Genomic DNA, 20,207 nt, shown 5'->3' on the forward strand with positions numbered 1-20,207 from the left:
AATATATTAAACCCAGTTATTTCTTTTATAGCTGTCGATATTTGCTACGCGTAGGAAAGTGAAATGACTATATTAATAAAATTTTTTATTTTAATAACCAGTGTAATAATAAGTTTTCCTTTACTCGCTGGGAATAAGGTTACTGTTAATTTTTCTGGAAATATTAGAGCAGCAACTTGTAATATTTCTGGAGGAAGTAATATTAATATTGATTTAAAAGAAATGCCTGCAAATTTATTTAAGACAACAAATTCGAGTTCGGTGTGGAATAATTTCACGATTAAATTAATTGATTGTTCACCCACAATAAATCAAGTAAAGCTAACATTTACCGGTATACCAGATAATGCTGATGTCGATAATTTATATAAAAATGAAGGAACTGCAAAGAATATTGCTGTGCAATTGCAGAATCAAAATAGTAATGGATTAATACCATTAGGTAATCAAAAATCACTGTATATCGCGGTTAATGGTCAGTCATCAGTGAATATTCCTTTAAGAACACGGGCATTTAGTAAGCTTGGAAATGCCACTCCAGGTACGGTATCTGCAAAAATTACAGCAACCATAGTCTATAGGTAGAGGCAGAATATTATGTATAAAATCATACCATTATCCCTATTATTTTTATGTTCTCCTTTTGCAGTGGCAAGTGTTGTTAATATTAATGTTTATGGCTCTGTGATTGCATCACCTTGTGAATTAGAAACAAAAAATTATTTAATTGATCTTAACAAAATAAATATTAGAAATATTAAAAATAATCAAAAATCAGATTGGGTTGATTTTTCTATAAGGTTAAAAAATTGCCCAATAACAACGAATAAAGTCACAATGACCTTAAAAGGAACTGTTGATCCTAATTATCCAGAATATTTTATTAATAGTGGTACAGCAAAAAACACGGCATTAAATATCGCAACTCAATTAAATAAAAATATTATAAAAAATAATGAAAAATTAATAGTGAACATTAATCAGCAGACACACAATGCTGAATTTCCTTTATCGGCAAGAATTATAGGTTATGGAAGTAATATCACTGTGGGTTCATTTAAAAGTCATCTTGAACTTACACTTCTTTATAATTAACGAATAATAAAGGAAATAAAAATGAGTCATATTTATCCCGCCTCAAAAATGATTGGAAAAAAAATAGCTTATTATAGAGTTATGAATGGGTACACTTTAAGTGAGCTGGCGGAAATAATTGGTATCAGTCAACAACAGCAATCAAGATATGAACGAGGTATTAATAGAGTTAGTTTGGATAGACTTTATCAATATGCTCGTGCTTTTGATATTTGTTTAAGCCAATTTTTTATTTTAGATGAAGAAGAACAAAAAGAGATGAAAACTAAAATAATAGATAAGTTAGGAGATAAAAATGCGCCATGTAAGCACTAAGTCTATTTTTTTATTAAGTGGGGTTTTATTTTATTCCACATATACTTTTTCTGCTTGTATTCAAAACCCGAATTTAAAAAATATTCGAGTTAATATACCGAATAAAGTGTATACACTTCAATATGATGATATGAGAACTGGGTTATTAGAACAATTTACAGTTAGTTATAGAACTGGGCCCATAACGACTTATTCAGGGAATGATGGAAAATGTGGTAATGCTGTAGTTTCAGCAAGTTATACAAATGGGTGGATACCCAATGCAAGCAAGATAGCGCAGACAAATATTCCAGGCATTGGAATACAGATCTATTTTAATAGAATGGGGGCATTAAATACAACATGGTCTGAGAATGGAGGGGCAATAGAGACTACTAATAAATATATATTTCTCGACCCTTTTTGGACTGTCAGAATAATAAAAACAGGCCAAGTAACACAGTCTGGAAGCTTAAAATTGGGAGAGGTTGCAAAAGCTGTACAGAATAATACTGCGCCTCGCAATACTACTTGGAACTTAACATCGTTATTTCTACCGTTAAATGCAATAAGAATAAACTCTTTAAAATGTTCAACTAAATCATCGAGTTATAATGTTAATATGGGCACTTGGTATGATACCCAATTTAAAAATATTGGCGATGTAAGTAAAAATATTGATATTCCTATTACGCTAAGTTGTGCTGCGGGAACTAATATTAAAGCTACTGTAACGAGTAGTGCTGGATATATTGATGTAAATACAGGTAAGTTAAAATTATCGGGTGCAAATTCAGCAACAGGAATTGGAATTCAGTTATTAGATAAAAATAATAATCCTATTAAATTAAATACTAAAAATAGTTTACAAAATCAGGTTGCATCTGGCGATTATATTTTTGGTTGGAAAGCGCGCTATATAAAAACAGGAAGCACTATAACACCAGGAAGTGCTAACTCAATTGCTACGGTAAATATTTTGTATGAATAATTAATGAGTGTGTTTTTGATATTATCAATTTTATTTTTTGGAGATGTTATGAATAAAAAAATATCAAGATTAGTTGGCGCTAAAATTAGAGAATTAAGAATAACACACAGTATGAGTGGCAGTGAGTTTGGTGCTTTATTGGGAATAAGCCAGCAACATCAATCTCGTTTTGAAAATGGTGAGTCAAACATCCATGCAGAAAGTATTTATATATTATCCTATCTTTTTGATGTCGATTTAAATTACTTTTTTGATGGCGTTCAACATACCGTTGAGAAAGACAAAATAGAGAATAAAAAAAGTCATTATCAATCAGAGTCAATTATTGTAAGTAACGATATCTGGCGTTAACTTTATAAGATGCCTAACAATAAGCTAGGCATCTTGTATTTGTTTTATTTAAGGCTATTTTTAAACCTTACCAATATCCCAGTACTTTCCACCATATGCTACCAAGGGTTATCCAAACGATAAGGTTAACTACACTCATCACGAATCCTGTTTTCCACCATTCGCCCAATGTGGCGTAACCTGAACCAAAAATAATGGGAGCAGTACCTGTACCATAATGGGTTAATGACATCATTAATGAAGATGAGAATGCTAAAATAAGCCCTAATAACATAGGTGGTGCGCCTAGTGCTAAACCAGCGGCATAGAACGCAGCAAACATCGCGGTAATATGGGCGGTAGTACTGGCAAAGAAATAGTGAGAATAAACATAAATTAGCACCAGTAATATCATGCCACTGACCCAACTTATTCCCATACTATCAATACTTGCCCCTACACTGAGTGACAACCATTTAATTAATCCTAATTTTCCTAAAAAGGATGCCATCATTACTAGAGCAGAGAACCAAACAACAGTATCCCATGCACCTTTGTTTTTTAAAATATCATCCCAATTTAAAACACCAGTACATAATAAAATCGACAGGCCAATAAATGCCGCTGTTGTTGCATTGACGCTAAATCCATCACCAAATAACAATGCAGGAATACCAGCCCACATAATTAATAATAAGGCGAAGACGGCAAGCGTTATTTTTTCAGGTAATGAAATAGGCCCTAGTTGTGCTAAACGCTCTTTAGCGAAATGAGGTGCATTTGGGGTGCTAGTTATTTCAGGTTTATAAAGTAGATAGATAACAATAGGCATTAAAATTAATGAAACGATAGCGGGTACAAAAGCCGCAATTGCCCACATCGACCAACTAAGCTCATGTGTGGGATCTGTTTCACTAATAATTAAACTGACAATGAGTGGGTTGGGAGCCGTTGCTGTAATAAACATGGCAGAAGTAATAGGATTTATATTGTAGTTCACCAAAGAGAGATAACGACCTATTTTACCACTTGTGCCATCTTCTGATTTAGAGTTAAAACTGTCTGATATTGAACGCATAATCGGGTGAATAATTCCACCACCACGGGCGGTATTACTTGGTGTTACTGGGGCTAATATTGTTTCAGCAATAGCCAATGAATAGGCTATTCCAATGGTTTTTTTGCCAAATAGTGAAATAAAATAATAACCAATTCGAGCACCGAGTCCGGTCTTGTTTAGACTCATTGATACCATAATGGAAATACCAATTAACCAGATAAGGTCATTGGAAAATCCACTTAATGCATCACCGATAGCAGCTTTGGTTGAATTAGGATTAGTAACACCAGTAACAGCGACTAATGCGATAGCAATAATAGAAACGGCACCGATAGGGAGTGCTTTACCAATAATGGCGGCGATAGTCCCGACAAAGAGCGCTAATAAATGCCAAGCATTGGGGTCAACACCTTCAGGTACGGGAATAAAAAACCAGATAATAAGGGTAATAGAAACGGCGATTAATGTAGGTATGGGTCGTAATGGAGTTAATTCGTTCATTAGGTTATTCCATTAGGTTGCAGGTTAAATAAATAATCGGAAGTAAAAAGTAAAACTAATAAGTATTTTTATTAAAGATGATCTTATTAACATATTATTAAATATTCATTGATTAATGTCATAAAAATAAAATTATTTATTAACTTGTTTTTAAAATAAGTTTTTTTATGTAACTTGATGTTATTAATATGCAAAGTGATTATCTATCTTTATGTTTTATAATAAATTTTACTAAATCAATCAAAGTTTAATAATAAAAACAAATTTCAGTGATAGGTGGTAATAAAATTAAATTATGGTATGTGAATTAATTCAATGTCACATTTGTAATATTAATTTAATTGGTTTTTTTTGAATTATGATATTATTTTAGATCGCCTTTATTTTATTAACCTATGTGATTATAATGTTATTAACAAAAGTTGAATAATGGAAAATAGTAATTACAATTATTTTCTCCATAACATCAATAACTGAAACAATTCAGCTTAATATGTAAAATAACCTAATGGGTGATACACAATGAAGTATGATTTAAATGACCTCTACTATTTTGTGAAAGTCGTTGAGTTTGGTGGTTTCTCTCAAGCGGCTGAAACATTAGGAATACCTAAATCTAAGCTGAGTCGCCGTATTGCTGATTTAGAACAAAAGCTCAATGTTTCTTTAATATATCGTTCTACGCGACAATTTCATGTCACCAAAATTGGGCAAACTTTTTATCAACAATGTAAAAATGTGGTTGCAGAAGCTGAGATTGCGGAAGAGGTTATTTGTTCAGCACAAGGGCATCCTCATGGCACAATTAAACTCTCATGTCCTGTCGCATTATTACAAATATATATTCAAGATATTTTGGTCGATTTTATGGAAAAATATCCGGATATTAATATTCAGATATTAGCTATTAATCGCCCAGTTGATGTGATTAGTGAAGGCCTTGATCTTGCATTACGAGTCAGAGCATTGCCGCTAGATGATTCAGGTTTAACAATGAAAATTCTAGGTTATTCTCGGCGAGTATTAGTTGCTAGCCCATTGTTATTTCAAGGGAGAGAGATCCCAAATTCCCCCGAACAACTTACAGATTATCCCATTTTGGCAAATAGCGAACATTCCCAGCATTATACACTCACACTCACTCATGAAGATGGTGCGGTTTCTACACAACATGTTACGCCTAAATTAGCCACAACCGATGTTTTGACTCTTTATAAAGCAACATTAAAGGGATTGGGAATAACAAGATTGCCCTTGAGTGTGGTTGAAAAAGAGTTACAAGATGGCAAGTTAATTGAGGTATTGCCATCTTGGCGTTTTCCTAAAGATGTGGTTCATGCTGTTTATCCATCAAGAAAAGGGCTATTACCTGCAATCCAAGTCTTGTTGGAATACCTTGCTGATAATATGTCACCAATGAAAGAGTAAAATTGATATAAAAACGGCTCCGAATAGAATAGGGAGCCGTTTGATTTCATTGTTTTTGTATAAAATAAAAACGTTATTCGTTAGGTATACGACCAAATTTACCTTGGTTAAAATCATCAATGGCTTGTCTGATTTGTGCTTCGCTATTCATTACAAAAGGGCCATAACCTACAACAGGTTCATTAATAGGCTCACCACTGAGATATAAGATAACAGCATCTTCAATGGCTTCAAGATTAACAGAGCCTCCTTCATTATCTAAAATAACCAAATCGCCAGTTTGTAATTGGGTTTGATTATCAAGATAAACACTGCCATGTAAAACCACTAAACCAACATAACGATCTTTTTTCGTTAGTAATGTGGTCGATTTTGCACTCTTTAATTGAATATCCCATACATCAACAGGCGAAAAGGTTTTTGCTGCGCCTTTCGTATCGTGATAATGCCCTGCAATAACGCGAAGCTGCCCTGCATTATCAGATAAAGGCAATACAGGGATCGCACTTTCTTTCAGTAATTGATAACCAGCAGGTGCTGATTTGGCATCTGATGGGAGATTAACCCATAATTGCACCATATCTAATACACCACCTTCTTTGGTAAAAGCATCAGAATGGTATTCTTGATGCAAAATACCCGATGCCGCAGTCATCCATTGGACATCTCCGGGACCAATAACACCGCCTTCACCCGTTGAATCATGATGTGCAACTTCACCTTTATAAACGATAGTGACCGTTTCAAATCCTCGATGAGGGTGTTCCCCGACACCTCTGTTATGGCCTTGAGATGCAGGAAAATCAGTAGGCCCAGCTCGGTCTAATAGTAAAAATGGATTTAAATATTTACCATGGTTGCTATAACTAAAGAGTGAACGAACATGAAAGCCATCACCAACCCAATGTTGACGAGGTGCTTTATAAATACCAATAATCTTTTTCATCATAATGTTCCTATAAAATTTCTATAGGTGTATTTTAAAGTGATTAATATATTTAAGTAGTATTAAATATAGATTTCATTATTCTGAATATAGAACAATAACAATATGTTTCAGTGTTCTATTTTTGGAATAGTGTTTATCATAATTGACTCTACCGATATTTTAATTAATTGACTATTGTTTATTACAACGAGGGGGAAACGATATAAAGATATCATCTTTTAATATTTCTCCTTAACTCAGTTAATAATCAATATTTATTAATTAAAAGGAATAGATGAATGAGTGCTCCAGCAAATTTTAATGGACAACGTCCTGTTATTAATCCAGAAGATGCGGTTATGTTATTAATCGATCACCAAAGTGGTTTATTCCAAACTGTGGGTGATATGCCAATGACTGAATTACGAGCACGAGCTTCAGTATTAGCAAAAATGGCAACATTAGCTAACATGCCTGTTATTACAACGGCTTCTGTGCCGCAAGGCCCTAATGGCCCATTAATTCCTGAAATTCATCAAAATGCACCTCATGCAAAATATGTTGCACGTAAAGGTGAAATTAATGCGTGGGATAATCCTGAGTTTGTTGAAGCCGTTAAAGCAACAGGCAAAAAGCAATTAATTATTGCGGGTACTATTACGAGTGTATGTATGGCATTCCCTGCAATTAGTGCTGTTGCTGAGGGTTATCAAGTCTTTGCAGTGATTGATGCATCAGGCACTTACAGCAAAATGGCGGAAGAAATTACCTTAGCTCGCATCGTCCAAGCGGGTGTAGTACCGATGGATACTGCTGCGGTTGCTTCTGAAATTCAAAAAACATGGAACCGTGCTGATGCAGCAGAATGGGCGCAAGCGTACACTCAGATTTTCCCTGCTTATCAATTATTAATTGAAAGTTATAGCAAAGCTCAAGATGTATTAAAAAATAACGAGATATTAGATTCTCAGCGTTAATTAATTCTCAACTCTCTTTGTACTTTATATTATTTGTGTTTAAAAATGCCTATAAAGTATTTTCTTTATGGGCTTTATTTTATAAAAAATAGATTAGGAAATTATAATGAAATTTATTTTATCTACCATATTATCTTCCTTATTACTTGTGCCAGCAGTACAAGCTAATGAATATAAACTGGAACCAACACATACTAAGGCAATGTTTTATATTGATCATTTTGGAACTTCAACTAACAGTGGTGGCTTTTATGAAATTGAAGGTGATTTAACATACTCACCAGAAAATAATATAGGAAAAATAAATGTTTCTATTCCAGTCAAAACACTAAATACGGGATTAACGGCATTTGATAATCATGTGAAAAGTGCAGATATCTTAGATGCAGATAAATACCCAACAATTCACTTTTCTTCAACAAAATGGTATTTCTCAGATAATAAACCCACATCTATTGAAGGGCTATTAACGATGAAAGGAAAAACATTGCCAGTTAAATTAACAACAACCAAGTTTAATTGTTATGAAAGCCCTGTGTTTAATGCGCCAGTCTGTGGTGGTGATTTTGAAACAACCATTAAACGTTCAGATTGGGGGGTGGATTTTTTGGTCAAAGAAGGGATGGCGGATAATATGACATTAAAAATTCAAGTTGAAGCTATTAAGCAATAAATTAAGTCATATTTTATTTTATATCTTATAGAAAAGGCCTTATTAAATATGAGGCCTTTCTGTTTTTATATAATAACAAATATAATTTAAGTTAGGTGTTGAACTCTAAAAATAGAGTTAAAAGAGAATTTGTTTTTAATTGTTGATAATGATTATTTATTGTTGTATGTTATCGAATTGTTGCTTTTATTTTATTTCCTATTGTTTTATATGATTTTTATCACCCTTAGTTTGTTTGTTATCCGTTAAATTCCATTTTTCTTTTTTTGGTTTTATCTCTGAATTAATAAACTTTCCTCATCATAATTTATTTAATAAATATCATCCGATTAAATAAAAATTTTTTACAATAAATAAGTGTGACTTCTATCACTCTACATTTTGATATTTCTTCAGTATGTTTATAAGCAGAGATTAGAAATTAATAAATCAGACATTTATTTATATTGCTTAATAATTTAAGCAAATAGGCTTCTTATTATCAAAAAAACGAAATGCAAATAGATATGTGCTGTTACATATATTAAATGCATTAAGGATATCATAATGATCCATGCTTTTATTAAAAAAGGGAGCTTTCAGGATTCAGTAAGCCTGATGATTATTTCCCGAAAATTAAGTGAAGCCCCAGAGGTGGAAGAAATTTCCGTCATGATGGGTACACCAGCGAATAAATCTCTTCTCGATGTCACCGGTTTCTGGCATGACATGTTTAACGAAGCAACACCGAATGACATTTGTGTTTCGATTAAAGCGGAATCAGATGATCCTGCTATTGTTGACATGATTTCTACTGCGTTAGAAGAAGCATTAGCAGAAATTGCAAGTGGTCAAAAAGGCGGTAACAAATTAACGACAGTACGTAGCTGGCGTACCGCTAAACAAAAAAGCACTAATGCCAATATGCTACTCATCTCTATTGCTGGTGAATATGCTGCTGAGCTAGCAGACACGGGTTTAGAAGATGGCTGTAACGTTATGTTGTTCTCTGACAACGTATCTATCGCAGATGAAAAAGCTTTAAAAGAAAAGGCAGCAGCAAAAGGTCTGATTGTTATGGGACCTGACTGTGGTACGGCAAATATTGCAGGTGCGCCTCTTGCTTTTGCTAACATTGCACCTAAAGGCTCAATTGGTATTGTTGGCGCATCAGGGACAGGTATTCAAGAAATTACCTCTCAGATCGTTTTACAACGCCAAGGCATTTCTCATGCAATTGGTTTAGGTGGTCGTGATTTAACTGAGCAAATTGGTGGTATCAGTGCAATCACTGCTATCAATATGCTGGCGGCTGATCCTAATACTCGTGTTATTGCCTTTGTTTCTAAGCCTCCCGCACCGGCTGTTCGCCAAAAAATTATTGCAGAAATGAAACGCCATAATAAACCGATTGTGGCTCAATTCTTAGGAGCAACACCTGAGAAATTCCAAGACGACAATATCTATTTCACACGTACTTTAGATGAAACTGCACGTATTGCGGCTGAATTAGCACGTGTTGAAGATATCGCTGCAGAGTTACCAAAAGTTGCTGGTAAGAAAATCATTGGTCTTTATGCCGGTGGTACGTTAGCGGCTGAGTGCGCCATGTTGTTATCTGAAAAACTCAATATTGAAGTCGATAACGAACATAAACAAGGCACGATGCTAGATGCAGACGGTCACAAAATTATCGATATGGGTGATGACTTCTATACACAGGGTAAACCACACCCAATGATTGACCCATCTACACGTAACAAATTTATCAGTGAGCTAAGCAATAAAACAGAAGCTGGCGTGTTACTGGTTGATTTTGTTATTGGTTATGGTGCAACTCAAGATCCAGCTGGTGCGTTAATTCAAGAAATCAAAAAACTGAATGAGAAACGTGGCGAAGCCAATCCATTGATCACTATCGCAACTATCACGGGCACTGAAGACGATCCACAAAACCGTAGCGAACAGCAAAAACAGCTGAAAGAAGCGGGCATTATTGTGATGGATACGTTGCCAGAAGCTGTTTTATTAGCAAAAGAATTAATCCAGCCACATCCAGCAGAAGCACATGCTGAAGTGTCGCCACTGCTTAACGGGATCTCTGTGATCAACGCAGGATTACGTAGCTTTGCAGACGATCTGCAATCAAGTGGCACCCCTGTTGTTCATTATCAGTGGGCACCTGTCGCAGGTGGTAATAAGAAACTGGCTGAAATATTAAAGAAATTGAAATAAGGAATTGCAGATATGTACTCAACTATCGAACAAGCGAATGAAGCAGTTATCGAACGTATCCGTGAAGCCCGTCCTCACTGGTGTGATGTTAGCTTAGCAAAAGAAGTTGTTCCTACTTTAGAGACAGGTAAAAAACTACTTCACGCAGGTCCACCAGTAACTTGGGGGGAAATGAGTGGTCCTGTTCGCGGTGCATGTATCGGTGCTTCTTTATTTGAAGGCTGGGCAGAAACTGAAGAACAAGCATTAGCCATGTTAGAAGCAGGTGAAATTGAGTTTATTCCTTGCCATAACGTAAATGCAGTTGGCCCAATGGGCGGTATTACTTCTGCTCATATGCCAATGCTGGTTATCAAAAACCACATTCATGGTAACTACGCTTACTGCAACATGAATGAAGGTATCGGTAAAGTAATGCGCTTTGGTGCTTACGGCCCAGATGTGCAAGAGCGTCTACATTGGATGCAAAATAGCTTAGCACCAGTATTAAAAGCAGCAATTGCAACGTTTGAAAACGGTATCGATCTAACTGCAATTATGGGGCAGGCAATTACGATGGGTGATGAATTCCACCAACGTAACATCGCTGCATCTGCACTGTTACTGCGTCAACTGGCACCAGTACTAGGCACTTTAGATTTCGAAGAAGCTGAAATTACAAAAGTGACTAAATTCCTGAGCATTACAGACCAATTCTTCCTGAACTTAGCAATGGCTTACTGTAAAGCGGCGATGGATGCAGGTGCTCAAATCAAGCAAGGTACTATCGTCACTGTGATGACACGTAATGGTAGCAACTTTGGTATCAAAATCAGCGGAATGGGTGACCAATGGTTTACTGCTCCAGTAAATACACCACAAGGTCTGTTCTTCTCTGGCTTTAGCCAAGCAGATGCAAACCCAGATATCGGTGACAGTGCAATCACTGAAACCTTTGGTATTGGTGGTGCAGCAATGGTTGCGGCTCCAGGCGTAACACGCTTTGTAGGTGCATCTGGTGGTATGGATGCAGCGCGTGAAGTGACTGAAGAAATGGCTGAAATCTACCTTGCTCGTAACATGATGTTGCAAATTCCAACTTGGGATTTCCAAGGTGCATGTTTAGGCTTAGATGCGCGTCGTGTTGTTGAAACAGGGATCACTCCACTGATTAACACTGGTATTGCACATAAAGAGCCGGGAGTTGGTCAGATTGGTGCAGGTACTGTACGCGCACCTTTAGGTTGCTTTGAAAAAGCGATTGTTGCTCTTGCTGAAGAGTTGGGCATCGACGCTTAATTTCGTTTCCTAACGACAAAGTACAGCAATAAAGGGGGCATTATGCAAATTCAAGCACTTCAAACCAGCCAGCATATCACTGACTTTGAAGGTGAGATTAAATGTGTGGGCATTTATGACCATGCTTTGAATTTCATTTGCCCTCAACAACGCTTAATAACTTTTCATCGTGAAGGAAGAGGATTAAGCCCGATGGGATGGTTACTGAAACAAGATGATTTTGATTATTTTGCAAAACAGTGCCATCCCTCGATTGTGATGAACCTTAAAAATCATCAAGCAACACTTGCAAATAAACTCACATTGAATGCAGGTCAAAGTGAGAATTTGCATTTACAAGATAAAGCGGATTTAGATTTGCGTTGGTTAGAAAGTTTTTTTTCTCTGTTATCACCCGCGATTGCAACGGGGTTATATGGGTCATTGAAAAATTACCGTCAAATCGCGCAACTTAGTGAAATTAAGTTATTAATGAAGCTGTTTCATAATCAGCTATTAGGCAATGCTGTTAACTGGGCTATTTTTACAGGGAAAGGCCCCGGATTAACGCCAAGTTCAGATGATATGCTGGTAGGTATGTTATTTGCACATTATTTAGCAGAGCCAGAAAATAAACTTAATCATTTTTTTAATAACACACCGCCTTTATCTGAATTGACCACTATTGTCAGTAAGCATTATTTGGAATATGCCACACAGGGAATATTTTCTACCTATCTCATTCAATTAGGTAAAAAAATAAAGAATAAAGAGATTATTTTTAAGGATATGTTGGAAATACTCTCTATTGGTCATCATTCCGGCGCGGATACATTACTGGGATTATGGATTGGTTACCAAGCTAAAAAACAACAACAGCATATTGATTAAATTTTTTTAATAAAAGAATTTATATAAACATTCGGATACGGATAATTATGAAAACAATTGTTATTGCTTTAGGCGGAAATGCATTATTGCAACGCGGAGAAGTTTTGTCTGCTGAAAATCAATATAAAAATATTGAATTGATGTCAGAGACAATTAATAAATTAGCCAAAGAGTATCGTGTTGTATTAGTACACGGTAATGGGCCTCAAGTTGGATTACTTGCACTGCAAAACCTTGCGTATAAAGATGTTCCTGCATATCCATTGGATATCTTAGTAGCAGAAAGTCAAGGTATGATTGGTTATATGATGATGCAGAAAATTAATCAAAATCATCCTGAACAAGCTATTACAACGGTAATGACTCGAGTTTCAGTGGATATTAATGATGAAGCATTTAACGATCCAAGTAAATTTATTGGCCCTATTTATGATGAAGCTGATAAAGAAGAATTAATTGCGAAGTATCAATGGACATTTAAACAAGACGGTAAACATTATCGCCGTGTTGTTCCATCACCAACACCGAAAAAGATTATTGATATTGAGGCAGTAAGACTTTTATTAGATAAAGGTCATATTGTTATTTGTGGTGGCGGTGGCGGTATTCCAGTCAACAATTCAAATAATGAATTTATTGGTAGTGAAGCTGTAATTGATAAAGATTTAACGGCGGCTTTAATTTCTCGTGAATTAAATGCAGAGCACTTTGTTATTTTAACAGAGGCAGATGCTATTTATAAAAATTGGGGTACACCAGAACAAGCTGCAATTCGTGAAGCAACACCAGAAGAACTTGCACCAATGGCTGTCGCTGATGGCGCAATGGGACCAAAAATTATGGCAGTGAGTGATTTTGTTAATGCAACAGGGCAGCAAGCTCATATTGGTGCATTACAAAATATTCAACAAGTTATTGAAGGTCAGTCTGGCACTTTAATTTATAAGTCTTAATAAAAATTCTTTCAGGAGCGTCATTATGAACGATGCACAAGTGAATGAGAAAGGCAAAGTCCCGTATTGGGTCAAACTGACCATTATCTTCTTCTTTGGCTGGATTGCGCTGTATGGTAGCCGTGCCATTGTTGGTCCTTTAATGGTAAATATTGGTGCTGAGTTTGATCTGTCTAAAGCTCAACTTGGCTCCATCATGAGTATTTTCTTTATCGGATATACTGCACTAAATATTCCATCAGGAATGATAGGTGACTATTTAGGTAAGAAAAAAGTATTAGTCACAGGGGTTGTTCTCTTTGGTGGATTTACCATTATTGCGGGGATGATGCCAACTTACGTGACCTTTATGTTTGCATGGGTCATGGTAGGGGTATTCCAAGGATTCTATTATGGTCCTCAATATGGTCTATCTTCAGAAGCAATACCGAAGCATCGTATTACATTAGGTAGTGCGATTATCAATAGTGGTATGGCATTTGGTCTGTCTATTGGTTACTACATCTCAAGTATTTCTGTCGGTGAGATGGGAATGAGCTGGCGTGCTCCGTTCTATATCATTGGTGTGCCAATTATTATCATTGGTTTGGTGATGTTATGGATCATCAAAGATAAGCCAAAAGCACAACCTGCAGCAGAAAATGGCGCTCCAAAACAGAAAGTTAAACTGACATTTAAAGATCTATTTGGCAATCGCAATATCAACCTTGCATATGTCACTATCTTCTGTTCAATCTATGGCTTCTTTGTATTAGTTACTTGGTTACCGTACTACTTAGAAACTGAGCGTGGAATTACAGGAACACAAATTTCAACTATCGCATCATTAATGCCGTGGTTTGCTATTCCTGGTTCACTTATTTTTAGCTGGGTTTCAGATAAAATTGGTCGTCGTAAACCTGTATTACTGATCATGTTACCGCTGTCATTAGTCGCTATTCTTGCTGTACCAATGTCAGAATCAATGCCTGTGTTAATCGGTGCTCTGATCCTTTACGGTATTGTGGGTAAAATCAGTACAAACCCAGTACTCGTTGCTGTAGTTGCTGATAACTCACCACGACATGCACTAGGTACATCGTTTGGTGTTTATAACTGTATCGGTATGTTAGGTTCTGTTTTTGCTCCAACATTAACGGGTTTCTTATCAGACAAAACAGGCAGCATGGACTCAGGTTTTTACTTTGCAGCTATTCTGATTTGTATCGGTATTGTGGCAAGCCTCTTTATTAAAGAAAGCAACAACAATAATGAAGAAGCAAAAGCGTAGTACATTATTCAGATAGTCACTGAATAAATAGTTAAAAGGCAAACTTCGGTTTGCCTTTTTAATTTAAAGGATCGTAAAACGATTGCACACTAGGGTGATTTTGCTTAAACAACTCCACTAAATAACTTACCACAGCACCTTTTTTATCTTCACACCATGCTAATGATAGAGGGGAGTTATGACGACGATTTTTTACTTCTTTCGCAATTAACTGTCCGCTATCAATAAGTGGTTTGCATAAACTTAATGGCAAAAATCCTATTCCAACACCTTTTAAATGGCAGGCTAATTTGGTGTGTAAATCAGGCACACGGATCTCATGCTGACCCGATAAGCGCCATGCTGTACGTTTAGAAAGATGACGAGATGTATCTTCGACGTTTACAGCAGAATACATACGCATTTGGTCATCACTTAATACACCACTGATATTGGCTAAAGGATGATTAGGCGCGACAACAAATTGCCATTGAATTTCGCCCATCGCACAAATGTTAATATTATTCTTAAGGGATTCATTACCGGTAACGCCGATAGCAAAGTGATAATCTTCGTTAATAAGCGCATCCCAAACACCCATATAGACTTGGCGAGTAATATGAAACTGGGTAGAAGGAAAACGTTGATGAAGACAAGCCAACATACTAGCAACCGCGGTGCGATCATAGAGCAGATTATTAATGACAATGTTGACTTGATGTTCGACACCCGCGTTCATCTGCTGAAGTTCCACAGGCATTGACTCTAACCATACAATCCATTGACGACATTTTTCTAATAGATATTCGCCTGCGGGTGTCAGTGTAACGGTTCTTGTGGTGCGATTAAAAAGTTGGGTACCGATATTTTCTTCTAATGTTTTGATGCGGTAACTAATTGCTGCTGATGTTTTATGAAGCACATCAGCTGCTTTGGTAAAACTTTGGCAATCGGCGACCTGTATAAAGGTACGGATCATTTCTTGGTCTAACATATCTTTTGTCCTGGTAATAAGAGAGGCAAAATATCAGCAGATAATGCTGAACTAAAAAAAGCAAAAAAAGCAAAAAAAGCAAACAGAGCAAAGCTTACCTATTTTTTCTGAGGTCTATACCGCAAAGTAAGACAACTTCTTATCGTGTTAATGGATGTTATTATTTTTGGCTTATTGTTGTTCGCCGTATGAAGTTTTGATTATTTATAGATAAGCAATAAAGCATACTAACAAAAATTTCATTAGATGATGGGCGCAAATAAGAATATCTGTATTCTATTTGTGTGATTGCTTTCACGTTTCACTCATCCTTTTACTGACGAAGTTAAGATATCAGTAAAAGGGAGTGAAGATCAGAATAAAAATTAGGCCAGAATTAAATGGTAGTAAATAGAGATCACGCGATTTTAAATGGGTAAGTAAAGAAGAGAATGTGAGTCAAGTTAAGTGTAAAGTGAAAAGCGGTTGAAACCCAAAGTCGACCACTCCACATCCAAGCTAATCCATAAATAATACCTGCCAGTGAAGCAAATATAATTAACAGTAACCCGCCTGCAAAATGTGCTAACCCAAAGATAATGGCTGCTATTAATAGCACAACATAAGGGGGAAGATAACGTGATAATGTTTGCTGAATAACCCCCCTAAATAATGCTTCTTCAGCAAGTGATACAAAAAAGAGGTTTGCGAGAATAAATGCAGGTAACCACGATGGTAAATGCAATTCAATCGCTAATCCCCCCAGTTTTACTGCAACCAATAACAATGCTGGAATGGCAATAATTAGTATTGCCCACTGTAGCTTGTTTGCTTTTTTTAATGGCTCGCAGACAAAAAGTGTAGGAATAAAAATCAGAAAAATAAAAGGTAATAATGCTTTATCGGCATTGAAATAAAAAGAAAAAGGGGCACTTTTCATCCCTATAATGGCATGTGAAAGGTAACGTAAATTGTTAAAACCAGGAATAAGGTGAAAAGTTAATCCACTGGCAATAATGACAAGTGCGAGAATGATGATTGCTTTAAGTAGAGGCTGTTTTTTATAGCGAGAATAGGCGAACGTGAGTAAGAGAATACTAAAAATAACTGGCAAGGTTTGCCATGTAATAACACCCGTAATAAATGCGCTAAGTGTCGTAAGTATCAGTGTAATAAACGCAAGGGGGCGATTGAAACCCAAAAATAATAAAGAAAAAGCAAGAAGTAGCCAAGTGATCATAATTGTAAAGGATCTAAAATAAAAAGGAGCGCTAGGGTAAAAGATAGCAGCTTTCTAGGCTATCATTATAAATAAAAAAGTAGAGAAATCAGACCTCTTTATTCGTCATGTATTTGTTTAATTATTTGATTTATATGCAAAATGCATATTTTTGATTTTTAATCTAAATTTAAAGCAAATGTTTAGTTTATATAATGATAGTCAATTTATGATATTAAATTAGCATGAGCGAAATAGGGTGTATAAAAATGCCGATAGTTTTAATATCGGCATTTGAGTCTACATTGAGCTAGTTTACCTTTGATTAAATAAAGTAAAACTAAACGTAAAAATAGCGAATAACGTGGAAGAAAATAGGTGCTGCAAAGCAGAGAGAATCCATTCTATCCATCATGCCGCCATGACCTTCGATCATCGTACCAAAATCTTTTACACCACTGTCTCTTTTGATTGCAGACATGCATAAACCACCGGCAAAACCTGCCAATGTAATTACCAAAGAGAGTAAAAATGCTGCCCACCATGAGAAAGGTGTTGCCCACCACAACATCATGCCAATTAGGCTGGCGGAGATAATCCCACCAAAAAAACCTTCCACTGTTTTATTTGGGCTTAATTTAGGCACGATAGGATGTTTGCCAAATAATTTACCAAACACATATTGAAGTACATCAGAAACTTGCACCACTATCATTAAAAAGAGCAGTAAATTGATATTACGGCCTTCAAAACCTTCTATTGGTAGCATTAAAAGTGCGGGTGCATAACTTAGGCAATAAATTGCTATCATCACGCTCCACTGTACTTTCGCCATACGTTCTAAGAAGTGGCGAGTGTCACCTGAAAGTGCCATACGTGTTGGTATTAATAAGAAGGCGTAAACTGGGATAAATACCGCCATTAAGTTATACCATTGCACACCAACAAGAATGTATTGAATAGGTAATATAACGAAGAAGCACCAGAAGAGTGCTTCATGATCGCCACGATGTGTGGGTGTTAAGGTGATCAGTTCGCGTAATGCAAGCCACGAGATAATGGTAAATAAGACGACAGATCCAATCGCCCCAATACCTATGGCAACACCCGCGATAATACACATTACCCACCATGCGTTGATCCTTGAATTAAGATTGGTGATAGTGGAGGTTGGGCCTTTTATGGCGGCTAAAATCGCGCCAATAATGCTGGCGATAATTAAGAAAGAGAAGAGCCCGATAAAGATCCAGAGGACTTCGTTATTAATACGTTCCATTGTGTAGCTCCTCTAACGCACTTTTTGCTCTTATCAGAAACTCTTGTTTACTTTCATTTTCATGGGTGGAACTAATTGGGGCACCAAAAATCGCACTGCAAATAACAGGAACAACTAAGCGAGAACCTTTAGGAAGGACTCTATTTAAGTTTTCCAGATAAATAGGGACTAATTGCACATTCGGATTTTTACGAGAGAGATGCCAAAGACCTGCTTTAAAATCTTGAATAGATTCACCGTTACCTCGAGTACCTTCAGGAAAAATAATTAAAGAATCACCTTGATCTAAAATTTCTTGCATCAGAGCAAGTGCGTTGATTTTATTTGGTGTCGATGATGCCGAGTCATTAGTGGGTTGTTCTAAGATCTCTTCGCAAGAATTTTCTTCTTGTGGAAAATTCATTTTGGCAGCATGACGAGGAATAAGAATAGCTCTAAAGATACGACGAGATAAATAACGGCGTAAGCGGTTTTTATTCCAATAATCTTCAGCGGCAACCGGATGAACATAAGGGCGAATATTGGGCGAAAGACAAGACCAAATAACTAAGCCATCAAGATGACTAGAGTGGTTAGCGTAATAAATACAAGGTGTATCTTTCGCAATAGGGGAGGTTTGTTTAGCGCGAATACCAGTTAAGAATCGACAAATAGAGACTAAGACGGATGATACCACTTTTGCATCTAAAGCAAGTTTTCCATTTTTCATTAATCAGACACCTTGTGCTAAATCCCGTAAAATTCGACGGGTTCTGAAAATTGTGGTCAGCGTTGAACCTAAAATAATAATCCATAATGAAATAAAAAAGAGCCATATTCCCCAAAGACTAGGAATAAATGCAGCAATAACGGCAACAGAAGTTAATAGCGCCATGCGGTGTTGTTTTGCCATTGGGCCTGTAAATTGTTGGTCTAATCCACAAGCGCCACCTAATACGCGAACATAAGCGGTCATTACCGCAAAAAAAACGCCCACCCAGCTCAACGTAATGGCTATAGAAAAGTCAGCGGAGAGCCCATAACCGACACCTAGAATAATTAAAGTATCGGCAATTCTGTCAGGTAATTCATTATAGACAGCACCTACTGGGCTTTTCATGCCGCCTTCGACGGCAACCATACCATCTAATAAATTACAAATTAGGCGACCTTGGATCATGATAGCTCCAAGGATCAATAAAATTGAGCGTAATAATCCCGATGTGTAAAAGAGAGCACAAAAGAGTGATAAGCCCGCAAATAATGCAAATACGATGCTAAACACAGAAATACCATTAGGGGTTGCCCCTTTTTGTTGTAAATAGCGACTGCACTTTGTGGCCCAGTTTGTTTGCCTTGCTTTTATAGGACGACGATTTTTATCTTGAGTGTTCATTTTTCTTTGTAAAAGGCGAGTTAGGAGGGTATAGCATAAGGGCATTTGCACAAAGTGAGAATAAGAAAAAACGTATAAGTTTATCTTATATTTTTTATATGCTGTTCAATTTCTTATTGTTATGCTCATATTAAGACTATAAATCAATCATTAATAATCATTTATTTTTCTAGGTGTTAATACTTATCTAAGGGTAGTCAATTATACCTATGCAATCAACTCGTTTAATGATGCTCTTTATTTGAGTGTTTTTGAGTGTGGATGATAAATAATGTATTACATTATTTAAACTATAAAGAGAATAAATTTCTTAAGTAAAAGGGAGTATAAAGGGAAATACTTATTATTATTTCTTATTTTACTGTTTAAATAATCGCAATTAAAACACTTCGATTAGAATATTCTTATAAAGAATTTTTTGTTTAAATCAAAAACCAAAACGCATAAACAGTCTTTAAATGGGCATAAAAAAAAGAGACAAGAATTTCTTTTGTATTATTTTTTAATCATTAATAATTTTCTT

20 protein-coding genes are annotated in these 20,207 nt (G+C 36.0%); 13 read left to right on the plus strand and 7 right to left on the minus strand.

Going from position 1 to position 20,207, the window contains the following annotated elements; translation table 11 throughout:
- The first annotated feature begins 63 nt into the window (after positions 1-63).
- Genes GTK47_RS06810 through GTK47_RS06830 form a run of 5 tightly spaced genes read left to right on the plus strand, consistent with a single transcriptional unit; the run spans position 64 to position 2,731 of the window.
- The gene (locus GTK47_RS06810; protein WP_165122533.1) at positions 64-585 is read left to right on the plus strand and encodes a fimbrial protein; all 522 of its coding nucleotides are present in this window, start codon (positions 64-66) and stop codon (positions 583-585) included.
- A gap of 12 nt (positions 586-597) precedes the next feature.
- Positions 598-1,095, plus strand: a complete 498-nt coding sequence (locus GTK47_RS06815; protein ID WP_109395423.1) for a fimbrial protein — start codon at positions 598-600, stop codon at positions 1,093-1,095.
- A 21-nt stretch (positions 1,096-1,116) separates the two neighbouring features.
- Positions 1,117-1,410, plus strand: coding sequence for a helix-turn-helix transcriptional regulator (locus GTK47_RS06820; RefSeq protein WP_109395422.1), 294 nt, complete (start codon positions 1,117-1,119; stop codon positions 1,408-1,410).
- Entirely contained in the window at positions 1,391-2,380 is a 990-nt protein-coding gene (locus tag GTK47_RS06825) for a fimbrial protein (protein ID WP_165122534.1), read from the plus strand. The genes GTK47_RS06820 and GTK47_RS06825 overlap by 20 nt, the downstream gene beginning before the upstream one ends.
- A gap of 48 nt (positions 2,381-2,428) precedes the next feature.
- Entirely contained in the window at positions 2,429-2,731 is a 303-nt protein-coding gene (locus GTK47_RS06830; protein WP_109401404.1) for a helix-turn-helix transcriptional regulator, read from the plus strand.
- 67 nt (positions 2,732-2,798) lie between these two features.
- Here the strand turns inward: GTK47_RS06830 and GTK47_RS06835 are convergent, their stop codons facing one another.
- A complete protein-coding gene (locus GTK47_RS06835; RefSeq protein ID WP_165122535.1) occupies positions 2,799-4,271 on the minus strand; it encodes an anion permease in 1,473 nt (490 codons plus the stop codon).
- A 522-nt stretch (positions 4,272-4,793) separates the two neighbouring features.
- Between GTK47_RS06835 and GTK47_RS06840 the strand changes: the two genes are divergently transcribed.
- Positions 4,794-5,699 (plus strand): LysR substrate-binding domain-containing protein, encoded by a 906-nt coding sequence (locus tag GTK47_RS06840; RefSeq protein WP_109401406.1) that lies wholly within the window; start codon positions 4,794-4,796, stop codon positions 5,697-5,699.
- Positions 5,700-5,772: 73 nt separating this feature from the next.
- On the opposite strand, the gene GTK47_RS06845 is transcribed toward GTK47_RS06840, so the two are convergent.
- Positions 5,773-6,645, minus strand: a complete 873-nt coding sequence (locus GTK47_RS06845; protein ID WP_165126511.1) for a pirin family protein — start codon at positions 6,643-6,645, stop codon at positions 5,773-5,775.
- Positions 6,646-6,926: 281 nt separating this feature from the next.
- Here GTK47_RS06845 and GTK47_RS06850 point away from each other — a divergent pair, with 281 nt between their 5' ends.
- From GTK47_RS06850 to GTK47_RS06880, 7 genes are all read left to right on the plus strand, one after another.
- Entirely contained in the window at positions 6,927-7,604 is a 678-nt protein-coding gene (locus tag GTK47_RS06850) for a hydrolase (RefSeq protein WP_165122536.1), read from the plus strand.
- Between the two features lie 106 nt (positions 7,605-7,710).
- Positions 7,711-8,277, plus strand: coding sequence for a YceI family protein (locus GTK47_RS06855; RefSeq protein WP_165122537.1), 567 nt, complete (start codon positions 7,711-7,713; stop codon positions 8,275-8,277).
- A gap of 546 nt (positions 8,278-8,823) precedes the next feature.
- Entirely contained in the window at positions 8,824-10,491 is a 1,668-nt protein-coding gene (locus GTK47_RS06860; protein ID WP_165122538.1) for an acyl-CoA synthetase FdrA, read from the plus strand.
- A 12-nt stretch (positions 10,492-10,503) separates the two neighbouring features.
- Positions 10,504-11,769, plus strand: coding sequence for a DUF1116 domain-containing protein (locus GTK47_RS06865; protein WP_151435924.1), 1,266 nt, complete (start codon positions 10,504-10,506; stop codon positions 11,767-11,769).
- Positions 11,770-11,811: 42 nt separating this feature from the next.
- Positions 11,812-12,639 carry a DUF2877 domain-containing protein gene (locus tag GTK47_RS06870; RefSeq protein WP_165122539.1) on the plus strand — a complete coding sequence of 276 codons (828 nt, stop codon included), beginning with the start codon at positions 11,812-11,814 and terminating at the stop codon, positions 12,637-12,639.
- 47 nt (positions 12,640-12,686) lie between these two features.
- Entirely contained in the window at positions 12,687-13,592 is a 906-nt protein-coding gene (locus GTK47_RS06875) for a carbamate kinase (protein ID WP_165122540.1), read from the plus strand.
- Between the two features lie 25 nt (positions 13,593-13,617).
- A complete protein-coding gene (locus tag GTK47_RS06880) occupies positions 13,618-14,862 on the plus strand; it encodes an MFS transporter (RefSeq protein ID WP_165122541.1) in 1,245 nt (414 codons plus the stop codon).
- 58 nt (positions 14,863-14,920) lie between these two features.
- On the opposite strand, the gene allS is transcribed toward GTK47_RS06880, so the two are convergent.
- From allS to GTK47_RS06905, 5 genes are all read right to left on the minus strand, one after another.
- Entirely contained in the window at positions 14,921-15,835 is a 915-nt protein-coding gene (gene allS / locus GTK47_RS06885; RefSeq protein WP_036934748.1) for an HTH-type transcriptional activator AllS, read from the minus strand.
- A gap of 397 nt (positions 15,836-16,232) precedes the next feature.
- Positions 16,233-17,054 (minus strand): CPBP family intramembrane glutamic endopeptidase, encoded by an 822-nt coding sequence (locus tag GTK47_RS06890; RefSeq protein WP_165122542.1) that lies wholly within the window; start codon positions 17,052-17,054, stop codon positions 16,233-16,235.
- A 319-nt stretch (positions 17,055-17,373) separates the two neighbouring features.
- Positions 17,374-18,309 carry a phosphatidate cytidylyltransferase gene (locus GTK47_RS06895; RefSeq protein WP_023582641.1) on the minus strand — a complete coding sequence of 312 codons (936 nt, stop codon included), beginning with the start codon at positions 18,307-18,309 and terminating at the stop codon, positions 17,374-17,376.
- Complete coding sequence (locus GTK47_RS06900; RefSeq protein WP_165122543.1) at positions 18,296-19,018, minus strand: lysophospholipid acyltransferase family protein; 723 nt, start codon at positions 19,016-19,018, stop codon at positions 18,296-18,298. Before GTK47_RS06900 ends, GTK47_RS06895 begins: the two co-directional genes overlap by 14 nt.
- 3 nt (positions 19,019-19,021) lie before the next feature.
- On the minus strand, positions 19,022-19,684 hold the full coding sequence (locus GTK47_RS06905; protein ID WP_165122544.1) for a CDP-alcohol phosphatidyltransferase family protein: 663 nt from the start codon (positions 19,682-19,684) through the stop codon (positions 19,022-19,024).
- Positions 19,685-20,207 lie beyond the last annotated feature (523 nt).

This window comes from Proteus sp. ZN5, from assembly GCF_011046025.1.
Lineage (GTDB): Bacteria > Pseudomonadota > Gammaproteobacteria > Enterobacterales > Enterobacteriaceae > Proteus.

What these genes read in the sequence shown, in the direction of transcription:
- GTK47_RS06865 (WP_151435924.1), top strand. Translation starts at nt 10,504, where the DNA reads ATGTACTCAACTATCGAACAAGCGAATGAAGCAGTTATCGAACGTATC.
- GTK47_RS06835 (WP_165122535.1), bottom strand. Translation starts at nt 4,271, where the DNA reads ATGAACGAATTAACTCCATTACGACCCATACCTACATTAATCGCCGTT.
- GTK47_RS06830 (WP_109401404.1), top strand. Translation starts at nt 2,429, where the DNA reads ATGAATAAAAAAATATCAAGATTAGTTGGCGCTAAAATTAGAGAATTA.
- GTK47_RS06895 (WP_023582641.1), bottom strand. Translation starts at nt 18,309, where the DNA reads ATGGAACGTATTAATAACGAAGTCCTCTGGATCTTTATCGGGCTCTTC.
- GTK47_RS06905 (WP_165122544.1), bottom strand. Translation starts at nt 19,684, where the DNA reads ATGAACACTCAAGATAAAAATCGTCGTCCTATAAAAGCAAGGCAAACA.
- GTK47_RS06845 (WP_165126511.1), bottom strand. Translation starts at nt 6,645, where the DNA reads ATGAAAAAGATTATTGGTATTTATAAAGCACCTCGTCAACATTGGGTT.
- GTK47_RS06850 (WP_165122536.1), top strand. Translation starts at nt 6,927, where the DNA reads ATGAGTGCTCCAGCAAATTTTAATGGACAACGTCCTGTTATTAATCCA.
- GTK47_RS06855 (WP_165122537.1), top strand. Translation starts at nt 7,711, where the DNA reads ATGAAATTTATTTTATCTACCATATTATCTTCCTTATTACTTGTGCCA.
- GTK47_RS06875 (WP_165122540.1), top strand. Translation starts at nt 12,687, where the DNA reads ATGAAAACAATTGTTATTGCTTTAGGCGGAAATGCATTATTGCAACGC.
- GTK47_RS06825 (WP_165122534.1), top strand. Translation starts at nt 1,391, where the DNA reads ATGCGCCATGTAAGCACTAAGTCTATTTTTTTATTAAGTGGGGTTTTA.
- GTK47_RS06880 (WP_165122541.1), top strand. Translation starts at nt 13,618, where the DNA reads ATGAACGATGCACAAGTGAATGAGAAAGGCAAAGTCCCGTATTGGGTC.
- GTK47_RS06840 (WP_109401406.1), top strand. Translation starts at nt 4,794, where the DNA reads ATGAAGTATGATTTAAATGACCTCTACTATTTTGTGAAAGTCGTTGAG.
- GTK47_RS06815 (WP_109395423.1), top strand. Translation starts at nt 598, where the DNA reads ATGTATAAAATCATACCATTATCCCTATTATTTTTATGTTCTCCTTTT.
- GTK47_RS06870 (WP_165122539.1), top strand. Translation starts at nt 11,812, where the DNA reads ATGCAAATTCAAGCACTTCAAACCAGCCAGCATATCACTGACTTTGAA.
- GTK47_RS06820 (WP_109395422.1), top strand. Translation starts at nt 1,117, where the DNA reads ATGAGTCATATTTATCCCGCCTCAAAAATGATTGGAAAAAAAATAGCT.
- GTK47_RS06890 (WP_165122542.1), bottom strand. Translation starts at nt 17,054, where the DNA reads ATGATCACTTGGCTACTTCTTGCTTTTTCTTTATTATTTTTGGGTTTC.
- GTK47_RS06900 (WP_165122543.1), bottom strand. Translation starts at nt 19,018, where the DNA reads ATGAAAAATGGAAAACTTGCTTTAGATGCAAAAGTGGTATCATCCGTC.
- GTK47_RS06860 (WP_165122538.1), top strand. Translation starts at nt 8,824, where the DNA reads ATGATCCATGCTTTTATTAAAAAAGGGAGCTTTCAGGATTCAGTAAGC.
- GTK47_RS06810 (WP_165122533.1), top strand. Translation starts at nt 64, where the DNA reads ATGACTATATTAATAAAATTTTTTATTTTAATAACCAGTGTAATAATA.
- allS (WP_036934748.1), bottom strand. Translation starts at nt 15,835, where the DNA reads ATGTTAGACCAAGAAATGATCCGTACCTTTATACAGGTCGCCGATTGC.